The sequence below is a fragment of the Vibrio eleionomae genome, from assembly GCF_009874545.1.
Classification (GTDB): Bacteria; Pseudomonadota; Gammaproteobacteria; order Enterobacterales; family Vibrionaceae; genus Vibrio; species Vibrio nitrifigilis.
Genome location: NZ_WEKT01000017.1, coordinates 37,245 through 54,890, shown reverse-complemented (window position 1 = coordinate 54,890; position 17,646 = coordinate 37,245). Strand labels below are relative to the sequence as shown.

At 41.9% G+C, this 17,646-nt stretch carries 19 protein-coding genes; 5 read left to right on the top strand and 14 right to left on the bottom strand.

Features of this window, described 5'->3' with window-relative positions; all coding sequences use genetic code 11:
* Window positions 1-24: 24 nt before the first annotated feature.
* Window positions 25-501, bottom strand: coding sequence for a GNAT family N-acetyltransferase (locus F9817_RS11265; protein WP_161155542.1), 477 nt, complete (start codon window positions 499-501; stop codon window positions 25-27).
* 165 nt (window positions 502-666) lie between these two features.
* On the opposite strand from F9817_RS11265, the gene F9817_RS11260 reads away from it, so the two are divergent.
* Both F9817_RS11260 and F9817_RS11255 read left to right on the top strand, forming a co-directional pair.
* On the top strand, window positions 667-1,332 hold the full coding sequence (locus F9817_RS11260; RefSeq protein ID WP_345789727.1) for a DUF1007 family protein: 666 nt from the start codon (window positions 667-669) through the stop codon (window positions 1,330-1,332).
* Window positions 1,333-1,350: 18 nt separating this feature from the next.
* Window positions 1,351-2,394: a HoxN/HupN/NixA family nickel/cobalt transporter gene (locus F9817_RS11255; RefSeq protein ID WP_161155540.1), complete on the top strand. Its 1,044-nt coding sequence runs from the start codon at window positions 1,351-1,353 to the stop codon at window positions 2,392-2,394.
* A gap of 59 nt (window positions 2,395-2,453) precedes the next feature.
* On the opposite strand, the gene nosR is transcribed toward F9817_RS11255, so the two are convergent.
* From nosR to F9817_RS11215, 8 genes are all read right to left on the bottom strand, one after another.
* The gene (gene nosR, locus F9817_RS11250) at window positions 2,454-3,770 is read right to left on the bottom strand and encodes a response regulator c-di-GMP phosphodiesterase, NosR family (protein ID WP_161155538.1); all 1,317 of its coding nucleotides are present in this window, start codon (window positions 3,768-3,770) and stop codon (window positions 2,454-2,456) included.
* Window positions 3,763-5,430, bottom strand: a complete 1,668-nt coding sequence (locus F9817_RS11245; RefSeq protein ID WP_161155536.1) for an EAL domain-containing response regulator — start codon at window positions 5,428-5,430, stop codon at window positions 3,763-3,765. Before F9817_RS11245 ends, nosR begins: the two co-directional genes overlap by 8 nt.
* Window positions 5,431-5,435: 5 nt before the next feature.
* Window positions 5,436-6,731 (bottom strand): ATP-binding protein, encoded by a 1,296-nt coding sequence (locus tag F9817_RS11240; RefSeq protein ID WP_237476232.1) that lies wholly within the window; start codon window positions 6,729-6,731, stop codon window positions 5,436-5,438.
* Window positions 6,732-6,745: 14 nt separating this feature from the next.
* Window positions 6,746-7,327 carry a chemotaxis protein CheX gene (locus F9817_RS11235; protein WP_161155534.1) on the bottom strand — a complete coding sequence of 194 codons (582 nt, stop codon included), beginning with the start codon at window positions 7,325-7,327 and terminating at the stop codon, window positions 6,746-6,748.
* A complete protein-coding gene (locus F9817_RS11230; protein WP_161155533.1) occupies window positions 7,324-7,689 on the bottom strand; it encodes a response regulator in 366 nt (121 codons plus the stop codon). Before F9817_RS11230 ends, F9817_RS11235 begins: the two co-directional genes overlap by 4 nt.
* A gap of 40 nt (window positions 7,690-7,729) precedes the next feature.
* Entirely contained in the window at window positions 7,730-8,860 is a 1,131-nt protein-coding gene (locus tag F9817_RS11225; RefSeq protein WP_161155531.1) for an HDOD domain-containing protein, read from the bottom strand.
* A 252-nt stretch (window positions 8,861-9,112) separates the two neighbouring features.
* On the bottom strand, window positions 9,113-10,432 hold the full coding sequence (locus F9817_RS11220) for an amidohydrolase (protein ID WP_161155529.1): 1,320 nt from the start codon (window positions 10,430-10,432) through the stop codon (window positions 9,113-9,115).
* Window positions 10,433-10,691: 259 nt separating this feature from the next.
* Entirely contained in the window at window positions 10,692-12,221 is a 1,530-nt protein-coding gene (locus F9817_RS11215; RefSeq protein ID WP_202436431.1) for an AbgT family transporter, read from the bottom strand.
* A gap of 196 nt (window positions 12,222-12,417) precedes the next feature.
* Here F9817_RS11215 and F9817_RS11210 point away from each other — a divergent pair, with 196 nt between their 5' ends.
* Window positions 12,418-13,350, top strand: a complete 933-nt coding sequence (locus tag F9817_RS11210; protein WP_161155527.1) for a LysR substrate-binding domain-containing protein — start codon at window positions 12,418-12,420, stop codon at window positions 13,348-13,350.
* Between the two features lie 48 nt (window positions 13,351-13,398).
* On the opposite strand, the gene F9817_RS11205 is transcribed toward F9817_RS11210, so the two are convergent.
* Entirely contained in the window at window positions 13,399-14,166 is a 768-nt protein-coding gene (locus F9817_RS11205) for a S1 family peptidase (RefSeq protein WP_161155525.1), read from the bottom strand.
* 558 nt (window positions 14,167-14,724) lie between these two features.
* Between F9817_RS11205 and F9817_RS11200 the strand changes: the two genes are divergently transcribed.
* Complete coding sequence (locus tag F9817_RS11200) at window positions 14,725-14,874, top strand: ribosome modulation factor (protein WP_161155523.1); 150 nt, start codon at window positions 14,725-14,727, stop codon at window positions 14,872-14,874.
* Window positions 14,875-14,907: 33 nt separating this feature from the next.
* Here the strand turns inward: F9817_RS11200 and F9817_RS11195 are convergent, their stop codons facing one another.
* Window positions 14,908-15,657, bottom strand: a complete 750-nt coding sequence (locus F9817_RS11195; RefSeq protein ID WP_161155521.1) for a S1 family peptidase — start codon at window positions 15,655-15,657, stop codon at window positions 14,908-14,910.
* A gap of 351 nt (window positions 15,658-16,008) precedes the next feature.
* Between F9817_RS11195 and F9817_RS11190 the strand changes: the two genes are divergently transcribed.
* Window positions 16,009-16,356, top strand: coding sequence for a hypothetical protein (locus F9817_RS11190; protein ID WP_161155519.1), 348 nt, complete (start codon window positions 16,009-16,011; stop codon window positions 16,354-16,356).
* An 18-nt stretch (window positions 16,357-16,374) separates the two neighbouring features.
* Here F9817_RS11190 and F9817_RS11185 read toward each other — a convergent pair whose 3' ends face one another.
* The 3 genes from F9817_RS11185 to F9817_RS24395 are packed head-to-tail and all read right to left on the bottom strand — an operon-like array spanning window position 16,375 to window position 17,632.
* Complete coding sequence (locus F9817_RS11185; protein ID WP_161155517.1) at window positions 16,375-16,836, bottom strand: 2-thiouracil desulfurase family protein; 462 nt, start codon at window positions 16,834-16,836, stop codon at window positions 16,375-16,377.
* Between the two features lie 53 nt (window positions 16,837-16,889).
* A complete protein-coding gene (locus F9817_RS11180) occupies window positions 16,890-17,357 on the bottom strand; it encodes an ASCH domain-containing protein (protein WP_161155515.1) in 468 nt (155 codons plus the stop codon).
* A gap of 5 nt (window positions 17,358-17,362) precedes the next feature.
* The gene (locus tag F9817_RS24395; protein WP_345789726.1) at window positions 17,363-17,632 is read right to left on the bottom strand and encodes a hypothetical protein; all 270 of its coding nucleotides are present in this window, start codon (window positions 17,630-17,632) and stop codon (window positions 17,363-17,365) included.
* Window positions 17,633-17,646: the final 14 nt, after the last annotated feature.

The following is a 17,646-nucleotide window of genomic DNA, read 5'->3' as shown; positions in this document are numbered from 1 at the left end:
TGAGCAAGTCGTATTGCCAACCAACTACAGCCACTTTTCCATTCTATATAACAACCACTCTTTACCGCTGTTATGATCTTTTGAGATCGACGATGATACCGTTTCAAACCCTAAACTCTGATAACACTGTAATGCCGTCGTATTATGACTGAACACACCCAAGCTCAAATGCCGACATTGATGTTCTTGTTTAGCAAGTGTCATCAATGATTGCAACATCTGTTTGGCCAATCCATTACCACGTGCATGCGGTGCGATAAACACTCGGCAGATTCGATAGCAGCCTTGCTCTAAATAATACAATTCGACAAAGCCTAGTTTAGCACCCTGATGCATAAACAAATATGGAAACACTTGTTGTTGCGCACAATGTTGCTCAATTTGTTCATGCGTTAACGGAAATTGATAGCACGGCCCACCCCAAAGGCGGTTTAGCTCTGCACTATCAATCCATTTGATTAACACCTTAAAATCTTGAGCAATAAAAGGGACCAGTTCCATTGATACACACTACTCCATACAAAACCATTGCTTTCATCTTGCACAACAAAGGTTTCACCATATCACAACCGATGGATAAATAACCAATTATCACGATTCTCTGACTTTTTATACGATAAAAATATGTTATAACATTACGCACTAGCCACTAATGATAGATTTATTGTGCAAACCCATCGACCTTCAGTTCGTCGCATAAGCGCGTTATGTTTTGCTTTGTTCACCTCAGCTTGTCTTTCATTTCAAGTCCATGCCCATCCTCATTCCTGGGTAGATATGACGACGATCATCGAAGGAGATAAAAATGGCATTACTGGTTTCAAAAATATCTGGACCTTTGATGCAATGACAACCGCTTATCTATTTGATGGTGAAGACATGTCGCCAAAGCACCGCCAAGCAACCCTAGATAAACTAGCGAATTCGATTCTGCACAATATGCTCTCAACGCACTATTTCACCTATTTCTATCACAATAAAACACCAATTCGCTATTTAACCGGGAAAGACCCAATCTTGACCACGGCGAAAGGTAAAGCGACCTACCGTTTTACACTACCGCTCACTAAACCCTACCCTTTAACCACCGATCCACTAAAATTTCTAATTTTTGATCCGACCTATTACGTTGATATGTCTTGGAAAGGGCGCGATAACATTGTGTTATCACCTGAGCTAAAAAAATACTGTGATTTTAAGATAATCGAACCTCACCCGACGCCAAAACAGGTTGCTCGCGCCGCCGCAATTCCTATTGATGCCGACCCTGATGATACCTTAGGACAACTTTTCACCCAGAGCTTAACGCTCACATGTCACCCATCTCACTAAGTATCAAGGAGCGGTTCAGTGTCACATTCGCATCATCACCATCATTCTAATCCAGTGGATGCTCAAACCACCCAGCGCTATTTAACACCAGCACGTCTGGTGACTCTTGCGGTTGTGTTCGCGACATTAGGGGTGTTGTTACATCTTCTTTATCAGCTTTGGCCACAGATATTAATGTTTAGTATTCAATGGCAACGCAGTACGGTAGATGAATTGAGCCAACTGATTTATTCCTCGGTAATGAATCAAAAAGCGATGTTTTCTCTTATCGAGATAAGCTTTTTATACGGCATTTTCCATTCAATTGGCCCCGGGCATGGCAAGTTAATTGTGAGCTCGTATCTATCGACTAACCCCACCAAAATTAACGCGAGTTTAGCGATCACTGTCATTTCGGCATTTGTGCAAGCAATCGTCGCCATTGCCATCGTCTCTTCGTTTTTGTTTGTAATGCATTTAACGATACGTCATGTCAATCACTTCGTTGGCCAGATATTTAATGTCAGTTACCTAGGGGTATTGCTTATTGGCGTCGTGATTTTTCTCCAAGGTGCAAAATACTTTTGGCAGCATCGCGGCAAAACGCAGAGTCACCACACGCATCACCATCATGATGAACATGAGCACCATCACATGAATGAAGAGGGAGTGTGTAGCTGTGGTCATAAACATACAGCGACGCCAACAGAGCTAAACCATGCAACCACGATGAAAGAATATATCGCGATTATCATGAGCATTGGTGTGCGCCCGTGCACAGGAGCAATTCTCGTGCTGTTTTTTGCAGAACTTGCCCATCAGTACTGGATTGGAATATTAAGCGCCTTACTCATGGCGGTAGGAACAGCCTGCACCACATCAACGATTGCGTTATTAACGGTATCAGGGCGTAAAGTCGTGCAACGATATATGCGTGATGAACATCAAAGTCACCCGTGGATAGCGCCTACGGTTAGGCTCATTTCAGGAGCGGCATTAGTCTTTGTTGCGTACGTGATGTTTCATCAAAGCGGTTTTGGCATTTCACCAGTCTTTAATGTCCACACAAAAGGCCCCTTTTAAGCCTTCCACCTACAATTAAGGGAAGCAATACGCTTCCCTTAATGACCTGAACTCCGTGCTTAGATAAACACAGCGATCGGATATTGATTGTCTTTTTCTAACTTTTTCAGTTTTTCTAATAAGTTGCTGTTGATCTCCTGCCCGGCAGTTAACATTAAGCTGCCATTGGGTAAAAAGACATCCCGTTTAACAACAGTGCCAACTTTGATATCACTGATCCCAACACAGCGTTCAATGCCATCTTTTTGCTCAACATTACCGATGACTTTCATAAACGCTGTAACCACTTCAGGATCGTAAAGCACTTCGCTATATTCCTTGAGAAAGCGCTGCGCGCTCTGAGCCGTCATACGGTTACGATTGTTTTCAGAAGCCACAAAATAATCGTAATTTTTCACTACACGAATAATACGAGCGCCGATAGGAATTTCATCTTCATGTAAATGTGATGGACTCCCCGTACCATTATAATTTTCGTCCTGATGACGAATAATATTAACTAATGGTGCAAAACGCTTAATCTGACCAATGATTTCCGCCCCCAATTCTGAGTTAGCATCTGGCGTCGTTGGGATACCACCCGGATTTTTTTTCATTAAGGCCGGTTTAGCATCTTTGCGAGCAGACAAACCAATCTCATGCAGTAGTCCACACAAGTAAACTTGGTTCACTTCTTGATCGCTCAGTTTTAAGGCCGCAGCCACAGCCTTGGATTGTTCAGCGACACGATCATAATGATCCGCCGGAACCCCTGTGCTGTATTGAATAATCGCTTTCAATGTCGACAAAATATCGTTAAATGTTTGGTTACGAGCTTTTAAGAGTTTTTCTAGAGATTGGTTGGCTTCGCGCAACGCTTTAGTACGTTGCAACACTTTGGTTTCAAGCTGCTGGTTAAAACTGGCCAGTTCAATATTTTTTTGTTCGAGTTTGTTGGTTAACTGATCGCGTTCTTGAGTAAGACGATAAAATTCAGCGGCTTTGGCAACGGTCAACTTTAAGCCTTCATTATCCCAAGGCTTCGCTAAATAGGTATGAATCCCCCCTTCATTCACCGCCCGGACGGTAGATTCCATATCGCTATAACCCGTGAGCAATATACGAACAGAGCCAGGACGCAATTCTTTGGCAATCGACAAAAACTTCGCGCCATCCATCTGAGGCATACGCATATCAGAGATAATAATTGCCGCTTCATTATCTTTTAAATAGGCCAGCGCGTCTTCTCCTTCATTGAAGGATACGACGTTATAATCTAGACGTAGAACACGAGTCAGAGTTTTGAGAATATCGGCTTCGTCATCTAATAATAGTAGGGTCAGCTTGCTCTCTTCCTCCGACATCACCTCACTATTGGTTTCAATGTCATCAGTCATTATCGCTTACTCCACTTTCCTCAAATACGTAATCGATGAATTCATCCCGTTCTAACGGCGGGCTAAACAGATAACCCTGTACGTACTTGCAGCCTTGCTTTCTTAAGAAATCGAGTTGGCTGGCATCCTCTACCCATTCAGCAACGATCTCCATATGTAATGATTTAGCACTGTCTGTTATAGAATTCAAAATCGCATCGTCAGCATGTGATTTACCCAGTGCTTTGATAAACCGCCCGTCAATTTTTAAGATATCAAACGGTAATTCACAGATGGTTTCAAAGCCAGAATACCCCGTGCCGAAATCATCAATGGCCAATTTTATCCCATAAGATTTCAGCATCATCATTTCTTCACGCACGGCGTTATAATCGTTGATGTGTTGCGTTTCCGTCACTTCAATATCAAGAAACTCCACCCCAGGTAAAGCTTTACCATCTACGACCAAGAAATGTTCGAGAATTCCCTTCTCCATTTGAGAAGCATTAACATTGATTGCAACACGCATATTGGGCTGGGAAGATTTAAGCACTTCCACCAGCGAAAGCGACTGCTGAATCACTGCCTTTGTTAAGTCATCAATAAAATTATATTTAGTCAACATTGGTACGAATTTAGTCGGCAATTCGTAAGTTCCGTCTTCTTTTTTTCGTCTGACTAACGCTTCACAACCATCGATTTGGTTGGTTTCAATGTTGATTTGTGGCTGGAAAAACGCAATAAAATTATCGGCACCGTGGTCCAACAAAAAACGGACTAATGATTTGAGTTCACTTTCTTGTTCACCTTCATCACTGAGCCAATACAGATGCTCGTGTCCCAGTTTTTCCAAATAGGATTTGCGCTCGTTTACTTCTTGCGCCGATATCGTATCTTCCCACGATTCGATTTCACTAACATAAAGTCGCAGTCCAACATCTGTCGCCTCTGAATCACTCAAATCGATAGACAATATCGTCTCAACCGTTTCAGTCAGTAGCGATGTACTGTCTGCGGCACAATCAAGGATGATAAAAAACTTATCTTCGTCGCGATAAATATCAAGATTAATGCGTTGCTTTAACTGTTCACCTAACGATTCAATAATAGCGTTCACTTTGGGAACACCACAGTTGGTGTTAAGCGAAGCGGTGCCTTTTAGATCGGCGACCAATACCAATTTTGATATGTCGTTATTGTTGTTATTCACTTCAGTAACGATCTCTTCTAAACGATGACGTGTTTTACAACGAGTAAGAATATCTGAATGAGAAAACATTGCTTGCTTACTGATCGCGTTACGAATTTCTTCAATTAACTCCACTGAATCCCAAGGTTTACTGATGAACTTATGCAGTGCACCGACATTTAAAGCTCGCGTCACATCGCTCAGCTCAGCTTGCCCAGACAGCATAATCGTTGAGATATTTGGGGTAATGGTTTTAATTTTAATCAGCAGATCAACGCCATTCATTTTCGGCATGCGAAAATCTGAAATGACAACACTAATGCGTTCTTTTTTTACTATCTCGATCGCTTCGTCAACATTGGTTGTGCTGTAGAGCTCAGGGAATTCCATCCGCAGAGTACGAATCAATGATTTTAATATCGGTAACTCATCATCAACGAGCAAAATTTTGTCATAGAGCATGGTTGTTTTACCTTCATCTATTACTGCCATGTAATTTATTTCTTACCGGCATTGGGTCCTCTAATTGGTAAGCGGATGGTAAAAGAGGTCCCCACCCCAATCTCACTAGTCACTTCAATAGTGCCATTGTGCGCATTAATAATGCCGTAAGAAACGGACAATCCTAATCCGGTTCCAGACCCCACAGGTTTGGTGGTAAAGAAAGGTTCAAAAATGCGGTTTATTTTATCTTGTTCTATGCCACATCCCGTATCACGGATGATAACCACAATATTGTCATTGCCGTCTTTCTTCACGGTGATATAAATCTTGCCTTCGCCCTCAATCGCTTGGCTAGCATTGACTAAAATATTTAAAAACACCTGATTAAGCTGCATCGGCTGGCAAAATATATCTGGAAGATCATCGGCATAATCCCTAACGACTTCGATGCTGTATTTGATTTCGTTATTGATAATTTTCAATGTGGATTCCATACCACTAATGATGTTCGCATCACTCCATTCAGAATTATCAACGTGAGAAAATTCCTTTAGATTCTTCACAATAGCAACAACACGTGAGGCGCCTTCTAACGATTCTTTAATTAAGTCATCAACGTCTTCAATAATAAAATCGAGTTGGTACTTCGATTTCGCTTGTTTCATCTGCGTTAATAAGTTTTCGTCATTGCATTTCGTTAGCATCTCTTGGGTAACGTTGAAATAGTCTGTGATCTTCTCAAAGTAATCTTTGAGCGTTTGAACATTAGAAGTAATAAAACCGATTGGGTTATTGATCTCATGGGCAATGCCTGCAGACAGTTGGCCAATCGAAGCCAATTTCTCTGATTGCAGCAGTTGAACTTGTGTATCTTTTAATTGCTTTAACGCCTCATTAAGATTCTGGTTATTATCTTCCAAAAGACTCGACATCGCCTTGAGTTCTTTCTGCTGCGAAGCCTGCGCGGTCACGTCATAGACGCAAACACACACATGTTCGAGAGAACCATCATCACTGTGGATAGGAATCACTTCCACATCTTGATACATGTCCTCTTCCTGGCCAGATACCGGGCGAGAACTTTTAAAAGGTAAAAAGTGTGGTTGCTGCTCCCAAGATGAAAAGCTGGAAGATTCGATAACAAATGCTGTGTCAATTTTACGTTTCAAAAAACGCGCTGAGTCAGGAAAAAGATCTAGAATACTTTTACCCACAAAGCTATCACAATCAACTTTCGCTCGAGTCTGAAAATATTCATTGGCGGTCATTATCTTATAATCACGTCGCACAATACATAGCGCAAAAGAAAGTTGATTTAATAAATCGGACAACATCAGTTTCGCTTTCATATAACTCCCTTTCCCTAGAGCAAATCATCAAGTTGTACTAGCACTTGATCGAGCCCGTTATTAGCGAAGAAAATGATGGTTTTCGTTTCAAATTGCGCCGCTTCAACAATGAAAGAGACTTCCATCAGTATCGATGTGTTCCAGTCTGTAAAACGGTGGGTCTGAACCGAAGGTTTAAATAGTGAAGGAGGCTGAATTTTAATATTGAGTTCGATCTGCTGACACAAACCTTTTAAACTTGCCCCACTTAGAATATTTGAGATATCAAGTAAGCAATCATCGACAAATACATTATCTTCAGCTTCAGACTCATCATGAGTCATATCGGCTGCTATTTGCTTACAGCCATTTTTTGACAACAGAGTAACCAACTCTCCAGACATGCCACCGTAGAACGATTGGCGTGTGAAATGATACTCAGATTCACACTGTTGTAGTTTATCGAGCTCTTCTTTAGAGGCTATTTTGATATCAGGCACAGTTAAAGTGACATGCAAATCAAGTAGGCGCGCCAGCTTGTCTGCCGCTTGCCCCATTGAAATATTCAACAGTTCCTTCAATGTATCCTGATAGTCCGCATTCAATTCAAGCATCATAATAATCCCACCTCATGAAGCACTGTTTTTAATAAATTGGTATCTAGAGGTTTTTTGAGAAACTTTACTGCACCTAATTCATTGACCATTCGTTGCGATTCAGGCTGTATATCGGCACTAATCACAAACACAAAATTACGTGCATTTTCTTCTTTAAGGACTGACAAGACTTCAAAACCATCCATTACAGGCATGGTGAGATCTAAGAACATCACATCCGCTTGTCCCGCATGATAACGTTCTACTGCTTCTGCACCATTGGTGGCTTCAAACAACTCAATATCCCAGTCTTCTGGGAGCGCCCGCATGACCGCTTTTCTTGAGAGTTTCGAGTCATCACATACCGTAACCGTAATTGCCATTCCATTCTCCTTGTCCTCGTCAAATACAAAATGAAACAAACTACACTTTTAAAACTTGTCTAACTGATTGGTTATATTTTTCGGGTATCGCTTGCAATAAGTTGATGACCTCGTCGTCTCCTCCTTGCTTAGCAATGTGCATTGCCAAGGCTAATGAGACACAATTTGTCACTTCATCTTGATTAAGCGTAGTCAATGAAAATCGAATGTTTAACATGCTTGCTGTTATTTTTCGCGAATATCCCCAAAGGGTTAGAACATATACAGTAATTAAAATGACATCATCATAATCAGAGCTAAAGGTGTAGCGGTCGAAACAAAGCGCGTCATCAATCCCCGATTCTTCAAGTGTTAACATGCCAATAGAAATGAGTAACGACATGATAAATGCGGATTCTTGTTCTTCTAATGATAAGTGAGCACTCTTGGCCAATGATTTTGCACTCGCGGCTATCGTCGTAAAGCGTTCGACCACGTGATCGTGTTCTTTTTCCGTCAAGGCAATAAAGCTTTTATGGCCTAACATACACACCGCAACTGCTTCGACGATTACGGCGCCTAAACGGCTGATGGCCACTTCTAAAAACACCGTTGAGGACTGAAATCCGAGATATGAAGAGTTGGCTAATTGAATAACCCGTGCCGCTACTGCTGGCTCCTGTCGCACCGCATCCGCCAACTCTTTGAGATCTGCATTTTTATTACGAGCGATGGCTTGAATATCTTTTACCGCTTTCGGCAGTACTGGGATGTGCTCACAAGTATTACTGATTTTTGCTAAGCAGTCGGCATTAAATGGTGGATTGTGAAGTTGTTCTGCACTATCCAAAATCGCTAAAATATCGTTTTCTGTAAATGGCTTGGGCAAAATAAAATGCGCATAATTACTAATGGCATCGGGGACATCTTGATTGGTATTGCCGGTAATCAAACACCGAATCGCGTAAGGGTAACGGTGTCTCACTTCTGCTAATAATTTATCGCCGTTTAGCTTAGGCATGAGGAGATCGGAGATGATTAATGAAGGTTCTGCCGTAATGTTTTCTTCCCACTTTAACGGGTCACTAACCAGTGTGATCGTCCACTCTGGTCTTAAACGGCGAAACATCCTAGCTGTTGCTTTAAGCATGAGCTGATCATCATCGACGTATATGACGTGTAATTTTGTCATGCTCGCGCTCCCAATAGTATTGAAATTACGGAAGACCGGTTCATCAATCATTTCAATGGTTTTATGGTCTGTCCGCTACCTTTTTAAGGATAGACGTTTTTTGTCAGTTCAATGGGATAGATAACGTTTAATTGACTCAGATCTCGTCAAATTTATATATCTTCTACTTAAGAAGTAGCCAATCAGGGGTAATTAAAAATGGGGCTACTTTGATAAAGCAGCCCCATTCTAATTTTTTAATGTAGCGTGAGATTAATGCGAATCGGCAAATTCAGGTGCAGATAATACGATTGTGGTCAACATACGTAGCGCATTTTCCAGAACAGTTTCATTGAAATCAAATTTATCATTATGATGGCAAGCGGCTAACTCGGTACCAAAGATCATGTAAGTGGCTTGGCCACCATGCTCTTTTACCCGTTCCATAAGGTAAGTCGCATCTTCAGACCCCGCGGCCCCACCAAAACCATTATGAACTTGCTTAAAACAGCCTAATTGCTGCGCTTTGTTTTCGATAAATGACACCCATTCTGGCGAAGGAACACTGCGCTGCGCTGCACCAACGACATCAAGGTGATAATCAATATCGTACATTAACGCGGCACCTTTAATGACGTCTTGACTACGTGCAAACATATACTCGTTAATTTGATTATTCTCGCCGCGGCATTCCACCTCAAGATGGGCATGTTGCGCAATAACATTACGTCCCGTTCCAGCATCAATGACGCCAACATTAATTCTTGATGCGCCACCACTGTGGCGGTTAATTACATGTAAGCCCAATGTCGCTTGAGCCGCAGCGAGAATCGCACTTTTCCCCTCTTCAGGGTTACCGCCTGCATGAGCAGGTCTGCCATGAAATTCAACGTTAAATTTGGTAGTGGCAAGAAAGTTGTCGTTACCGCAAACCATTTCACCATCAGGCACTCCCGTCCCTAAGTGAATCGCAACAAAATAATCGACATCATCTACAACGCCAGCATCGGCCATAGATTTTGCTCCACGGGTCCCTTCTTCCGCAGGTTGAAATAACAACTTAACTTTGCCCGTTAACGCAGACTTGTTTGCCATTAAATAGTGAGCAACACCTAAACCGATGGATGTATGTCCATCATGTCCACAAGCATGCATCATATTATGGTTGATTGAGCCAAACCCATGTTGTGACGGAATATGGCCGCAATCTGATGACTCTTGTAGATCCAAGGCATCCATATCAACTCGCACGCCGACTGTTGGACCAGGCTTACCTGTATCTAACGTCGCGACGATACCTGTGAAGCCACCAGAGAAATAACCCAGCCACTTTTCTATCGCACCCTGCTCTAATGCACGTAGCTCTTGCTGAGCTAAAAATTCAGGACTTGGCAATCCCATCCGCGATTCGTCTTTGATGACATCGCGGCCTAATGCCAGTTCGTAGCCCAGTTTATCGAGCAAATCAGCGACGATGGTTGAAGTGCGAAACTCTACCCAACCGGATTCAGCATGTTGGTGGAGATCGCGGCGCCATTCGATCATCTGCTGGGTAATGTGGTTAATTTGGTTTTCATTTAAAACGTGTGACATGGTGTCTTTCCTCTGTTGAGCACTATTCGAGTTCGATCGTTATAAGACGTTATCCGTGAAATCTTGAGAACCCGAACAGATAAAAAATGAATACTGACAGCAAATTCGCATTCGGTTTGACTTGCCTGTCCTGCTAAAACATGCCGTCTTTATCGTGCCAGTCCATCATTGCTGATGGTTATGCTTATAGGGCAGGCACTTTTTGCTTATGGGTTGTTACTTTTCGTTAAATTCAGTATCTGAGGTTATTGGGGTATCGTTACATCATTGGGTAAATACCAGGACCAATAGGCAATCCAAGCGTAAAGAAGATAAACAGTAAGATTAACCAAGAGCCCAAAAACGCTAAGGTGTATGGCAATAGCAAGGCGATCATTGTCCCCATCCCTGCTTTTTGGTCGTACTCTTTCATCATCGATAGAATCACGACAAAATATGGACTTAGTGGAGTGACGATGTTAGTGGATGAATCCGCTACACGATAAGCTAATTGAATAAAGGCGGGGTGATAACCAAGCTGCATAAACATAGGTACAAACACTGGCGCCTCTAACGCCCATTTAGCCGAGCCGCTTGGAATCAAAAAGTTCAGCAACGCAGTAAAAACACAATACCCAAGAATCACCGCTAATCCATCGAAATGAATATCTTTAAGAAAATCGGCACCATTTACCGCTATCCATGTACCAAGGTGGCTCCAGTTAAAATAAGCAATAAACTGCGAGCAGAAAAAGATCAGTACGATGTATCCAGACATGTCTGAAATGGCTTCCGACATGTATTTCGTTAAATCCTTACTGTTTTTGATAAGACCTAAAGTAATACCATACGCCATTCCAACAGCAACGAAGAAGAATAGGATAATTGGAATAATCCCCTTCAAAAACGGTGATGGTATAATGCCACCCTCCGCATTACGTAGTGGAGAGTCTGGCCACACGACAATAGTGACGATTGCCACAAGGTAAACTAACGCTGTAATCCCTGCATTACGTAAAGCGCGTGTTTCTAGCACAGGTTCACGGTGGGTCATGGTTTTCGTCTTACCTTCATATTTACCTAGACGAGGTTCGACGACTTTCTCTGTAATCAGCACACCTACAATGGTCAGAACAAACACCGATACAATATTGAAATACCAGTTATCTACCGGTGTGACTTGCATATTAGTGGAGACAGCTTTGGCCGCTTCAGTTGAAATTCCCGACAACAAAGCATCGGTCCCTGCGATGACTAAATTCGCGGTAAAACCAGCACCAGCACTAGCAAAGCCAGCCATTAGGCCCGCAATTGGGTTACGACCCACCGACATAAAGACCAGTGCCGCTAACGGTGGCAACACCACCATCGATGCATCTGATGCAATATTCATCATAATACCGGCAAATACAACAGCGGTGGTAATAAGAGGTTTAGGGGCATTTAAAATTGTGCGTTTTACGACACTTTCTAACAAACCAACCCGTTCAGCAAGACCAACGCCAATAAGCATAGAAAGCACTAGGCCCAGAGGTGCAAAGCCTGTGAAATTGCTCAGCATATGCGTAAAAATGAATACGATGCCTTCACTCGACATCAAACTGCGTATGGGCAACTCTTTACCCGTCGCAGGGTGAATCACCGTTAATCCTTGGCCTGCAGCAATAACAGAAGCAACAATCACCACGATGGCTAAGATAAAAAACAGAACTATCGGTTCCGGTAATTTATTCCCAATTGATTCAATTTTACTAAAAAATCGCGCCGACACCGTCGGCCTGCCAGACATGACAGCTTGAGATTGCGACATAATAAAAATCCTTTTCAATATGTACTAAGATCAACCATTCCATTGATCTCATTCTTCATTACTTCATCCTTTTGCTAAAAAGGGATGAAGTAATCCTTTAATTTCCGTAATCTATTGAACCAAGGCTTATCACACAAGATAACAAATGTTTTATGGTGATAAGTAAAAGTTATCATGGAAGTAACAGATTCTAATTATGTCTTTAAAACTCAATCAATTACGTGCATTTTCTGAGGTGGCCGAATGGGGAAGTATTCGCGCAGCAAGTCGTTCACTTGGTATTTCTCAACCTGCCGTCACAAAATCTTTGCGTGATCTCGAAGAATCACTTGGCACTCAAGTGGTCATTCGCGGCAACCAAGGGATAACCCTTACTGCGGCAGGCGAACAGTTGCTTTCGCATACCACCCTTATTTTACGAGAACTGTCATTAGCTGAGGAATCGGTAAAACAGGGGTTAGGAAACGAGTATGGCACTGTTAATGTCGGTGTCGGTGCGAGTATTGCCTGTGAGTTAATGCCTGAAGTTATTAGTAAATTTCGTCAACTCTACCCAAATGTCCAAGTAAAAATTCAAGAGGGCCAATTAGAAGCTCATATTGATCAATTACGTCAGGGGAAAATGGACTTTGTGATAAACACTCTCCAATCAGATTTAGAGGAATATGAATTCACGAAACAAAAAGTGATGGAGTTACCTTTTAAGCTTATTGCCCGTAAAGATCATCCAAAACTAAAGGCTAAGACATTAGAAGAGCTGCAAGATTGCGACTGGGTAATGCCGACTACGCGCAGCAGCTATCTAAATACTGTGTATGATATTTTGAGTCAGAATGGCGCTCAATTAAAACACGCCATTACGTGTGAATCCTATCTTTCTACATTAGCGATTATCAGCCATACCGACTGCATTGGGCTAGTCTCTTCCACCGCGGTGGAACATTACGCATACGCCCAGCAACTAGAAGAAATACGACTCGACACACCACTGCCTTGGGCGACCTATTATTTGCTGTGCCGAAAATCAAGCCCGTTGACTCCAATCGCTAATCAGCTTGCAGAACTATTTCTCTACCAATCGCGCCCACTGTTTGCTCGAGTTCAACCAGAAGCCACGTCAGACAGTTAATGCTAGCGATCTATGCCATCGCCCTGCGACGTTTATAACACGCGCTCTTTACTTGAGCTCAATATTTGAGCTCAATACTTCGGTTCTATTATTTGCTAATATCGCGCCCACTGGCGTTTCAACGGTTGGATTCCACGTTAACACCGGTTGGTCACTCTCATAATACTGGTCAACGGTTCGGTTCAACCAATCTTTGACAAAATTCAATGATACAAACAGACTCAAACGATCATAGGGGAGCTTCTCTCCATCGGCCAAGCGGGTATTGGAACTGGCTATGGCTGATATAATGCCAACCAGCTCCCCTCGTTGGTTAAAGAAGCCGCCTCCGCTCATACCAGGACGAATCGGGGCATCTGAGACACTAGCATTGCACTTATCAAAATAGGTGTTACCTGAAAATAGTAAATCACGCCGATAAAACCCTTCCCCTTTGAGCAGCTTACCAAAACCATCCATGCCATAAGTCGTCACTGGCTCGTTAGTATATACCAAGCCTAAATCGGGCAATGTTTTAGCGCTATTATCCGATTTAATAATCGCGATATCGCAATTGGGATGATAGGCCACGACACTTGCCCAGTTTAACTTGGCGACATGTGCAGCGGTTAAACTCAGGTCTTTTGTAATCGGAACACTGGAACCGAAGCCTTGATATAACAAAGGAATACCAACCATCTCATAGTCAATTGCTGGCGCTTGATTATGTGGCACTGAACTCAATGGGCCATTTGCACAGCCAGAAACAAGAACAGCAATAAACGCCATCATCACCAATCGATAAAATTTAAAGACGCAAATAACATTGGAAACCATAAATAACCTCTATCATTCAGCCAAATAGCGAATTTAAAAAGCAAACACGTCTCGCCGTGTTGTTAAATAGCGCTCAGTCAATTTGAATAAATGCAGTGTAGGTCTTATGCAATCAATTACTAGGAAATGAAAAGGCAATTTAAGGACGATACATACTTGTGCTCCACAGCGTGTTTTAAATATGAGACATAGAATCATCGAGCATTTCAATCTTAACTCATTAATAGTAATAACTATTATTTAAAATATCTCTCAGCTCTTTGTTTATTAATGCAACGTATTACATTAACACCCTCTAAAATATACTCCATAATCATTAGTGATATCTTTCACAACTAGACCAATTAATTTCTGTGCCCCCTTAACTATACCACTCACGTTGAAAGGGAATGACCATTCCTATCGTGATTGAAATTAACCTAGGATCGTTGATGAAGCTCTGAACCCTGCATTTTGAGGTCATTTGGGTATATCTGTTCATCACTTAATCAAGATCAGTTTAAGTAATAAAATGCACGGCTAGAATAGCCGTTCTTATTTATTCACTGACTATTTCTCATGAACAAACAACAAGAATCTGCTTTTAATGACGGTTACCTAGCCTTTGGCGCTGGGCATACTGATACCGCTAATCCATATAAAACCACTGAATACAGTGACTGCTGGCGACAAGGATGGTTTCAAGCTCAACACGATTTCTGTGCTTAAATCTCACTCTCTTATTACCGTGATGACCATGTCTCACCTACCAACGTGTTTTGTAGGAGCAGACATGGCCCAAAGTTTTGGCACATGTTTATTCTCTTGCTTATAGAAGTGAGATACTTCACTATCGAGCCAATTTCTTACAAAATTAAGCGATAAAAAGATACTGAGTCGTTTATAAGGCAGTGCATCGCCGCTAACTAAATGAGTGTCACGTGGATCAGCCATGGCCGCTATAATTCCGACAAGCTCACCTTTATCATTAAATGCGCCGCCTCCACTCATACCTTTACGGATTGGTGCATCCATAACACTTGCATTGCAATGACTAAAATAACGGCTACCAGTAAACGTAAGATCGATACGATAAAAGCCTTTACCCGTAATCGTTCTTCCCAGTACGTCGGAACCATAGGTTTTTACTGGTTCATTAACGTAAATAAGTCCGAATTTAACTGGATGCTGTAAATGGTTATCTGATTTAATGAGCGCAATATCACATTGTGGGTGATACGCCACAACCGTTGCCCAATTGCCTCTAGCGACATGCGCTGCCGTCAAACTTAATTCATCGGTTATCGGTACACTTGAACCAAACCCTTGCAGTAGCAAAGGCACCCCCATAAATTCATAGTGAATCGTTGGTGCTTGGTCTAATTTAGCAATAGATGTAGGACCATTACTCAGGACACAACCGCCTAAAACGTTAGCCAGTATACACGTAAGTATTACCCTAATTTTTCTGTAACTAATTAAAACATTGAGAGTTAATTTAACCGAAACCATGGTTAATAGCCCTAATAATATTCACCGGTATTATTAAGGAATAGAGGATACTGATTGCCACTTTTAATATATCGATCACACTCGGCCAATAATAATATAATAAAAAATCACCATTCTTATATTTAAGAAATATTCTCTTTGTCGATTGGTTATTTTCACACTAGCGCGAATTTTAAATTTGATATGGCAATTTCCTGCCACATGAATAGATACGGTGTAAATAACGAAACAATACTAAAAAATAGACAAATAAATCAATCAACTATGGTTAATTAGTGTTTGGCATATCTATTGCTTAAAGAAATAACGGCAATAACATTGTTATTTATTATGATGAAATGAGGATATGACATGATTAATCAGTTCATTCATTCTTTAAATCAATATGCTCAAGCGCGTTACAATGATGTGAAGAAAGGTTTGTATAGTGCTAGTGACGCCAATGACTTGCTTAATACCTATTCAGACAGCATGATTCAAGGAATGTGTCTTATCGGCAAGGAATATTATATCGGTCCTATTCAGCGTCAAACGAATCATTGGTCTCGTATTATATCTCCATCGGCGCAACTTCCCCATCACATTCAGTTATCGTTACATGTTTCGCCACTATTGATAAACCCCACCGTCACTCGATTAGCGACGATAAGATCCATACATATCAATCCCAGTATTGGAACGAACAAAAAATTCGCGTAAACCACTGGTGAAAAGGTTTCAGAGATTCACTTGATGCTGATTGTGTACGGTGATGCCATTTTGCCGCAGCAAAGCGGTTGTTATCCCTTGGCCGATGATTTTTGTCCCGGAAAATGCTCCGTTATACACTTGTGAACTGCCACAAGAAGGGCTTTTTTCAGTCAAAAAAGCTTGAGTGATTCCTTGTTCTAGACAAAGCTGCAAGGTCTTTTGAGCTCCTTTAACAAAAGCATCCGTAACGTCTACGCCGTCTTTACTCAGTACTTTAGCTTTACCAGCTAAAACATCACTACTCGTTCCACCCACAATTTCAGCAGGCACTCTAGGTATGGGCAAGCCACCTGCGACTTCGGGACAAAATGCGACAACGTCATACATCGATACAAGCTGTTGAAATGCATCAGACTCTTCTTTTACATCACTGCCGTCATAACGGACTTTTTGTCCCATCAAACAGGCACTAACTAATACTTTTTCCATACTCTTCACTCACTAGGTATACACTTAACGTATTAATAAGCCGTCTACAACTACTATGGCCGATAGACAACATCAAAGTGTTCCAATACGAGTAACATCTCTTCGCTCGGTTCCATACCTTGATCTTTACATTCCGCACTAAAAAAATCCCAATGTGCCTCTTTCCACCAACGTAGCGATTTGTCCCCTTCCCCTTCGGCGGCAGCAAACTCCTCGGTCACGTCACAATAGCGACAAGTAGCCACTGATGTTGTTTCTACGACACAGACAGGTTCACCATCCCAACGAGTCACCACTAATAATGCCCCAACTTGCGGACGTGGTTCACCCACTACGCTATACCAGTAGTCCATGCTGCAAGTCGCACGTTTTTCACCTTTTACAATAAGTTCAGCGCAGACGTTGGCACTCTCCTCATTAGCACAGAAATAATCCGCGGTAAATTGAGTATACTGTTGCGATTTTTCTTTAGGGATTGATGCCAAGTATTGCTCGAGCATCGTTTTGCTTCTTGAATCCATATTATTTATCTTGTTACTTTTTCTAAACATTGGGTAACAGCTAAGCGCTGATACCAATCATTAAATACCAAATCAAAATGGCGTAATTCCACGTAGCCAAAATCATAGTTTCGATAGTCGTGGCAAAGCTCTAACAGTTTTTGTTGCTCTTGCAATGGCTGATAAAAACGAACGGCAGAGCTATGAGCGGTGACTAATTTATAACGCGCATCTAAACTGCACTGTAAACCAGATTGATTAAAGGCATCTCGGAGCCTATCACGTAATTGATTCAACCCGTCTCCTTGCG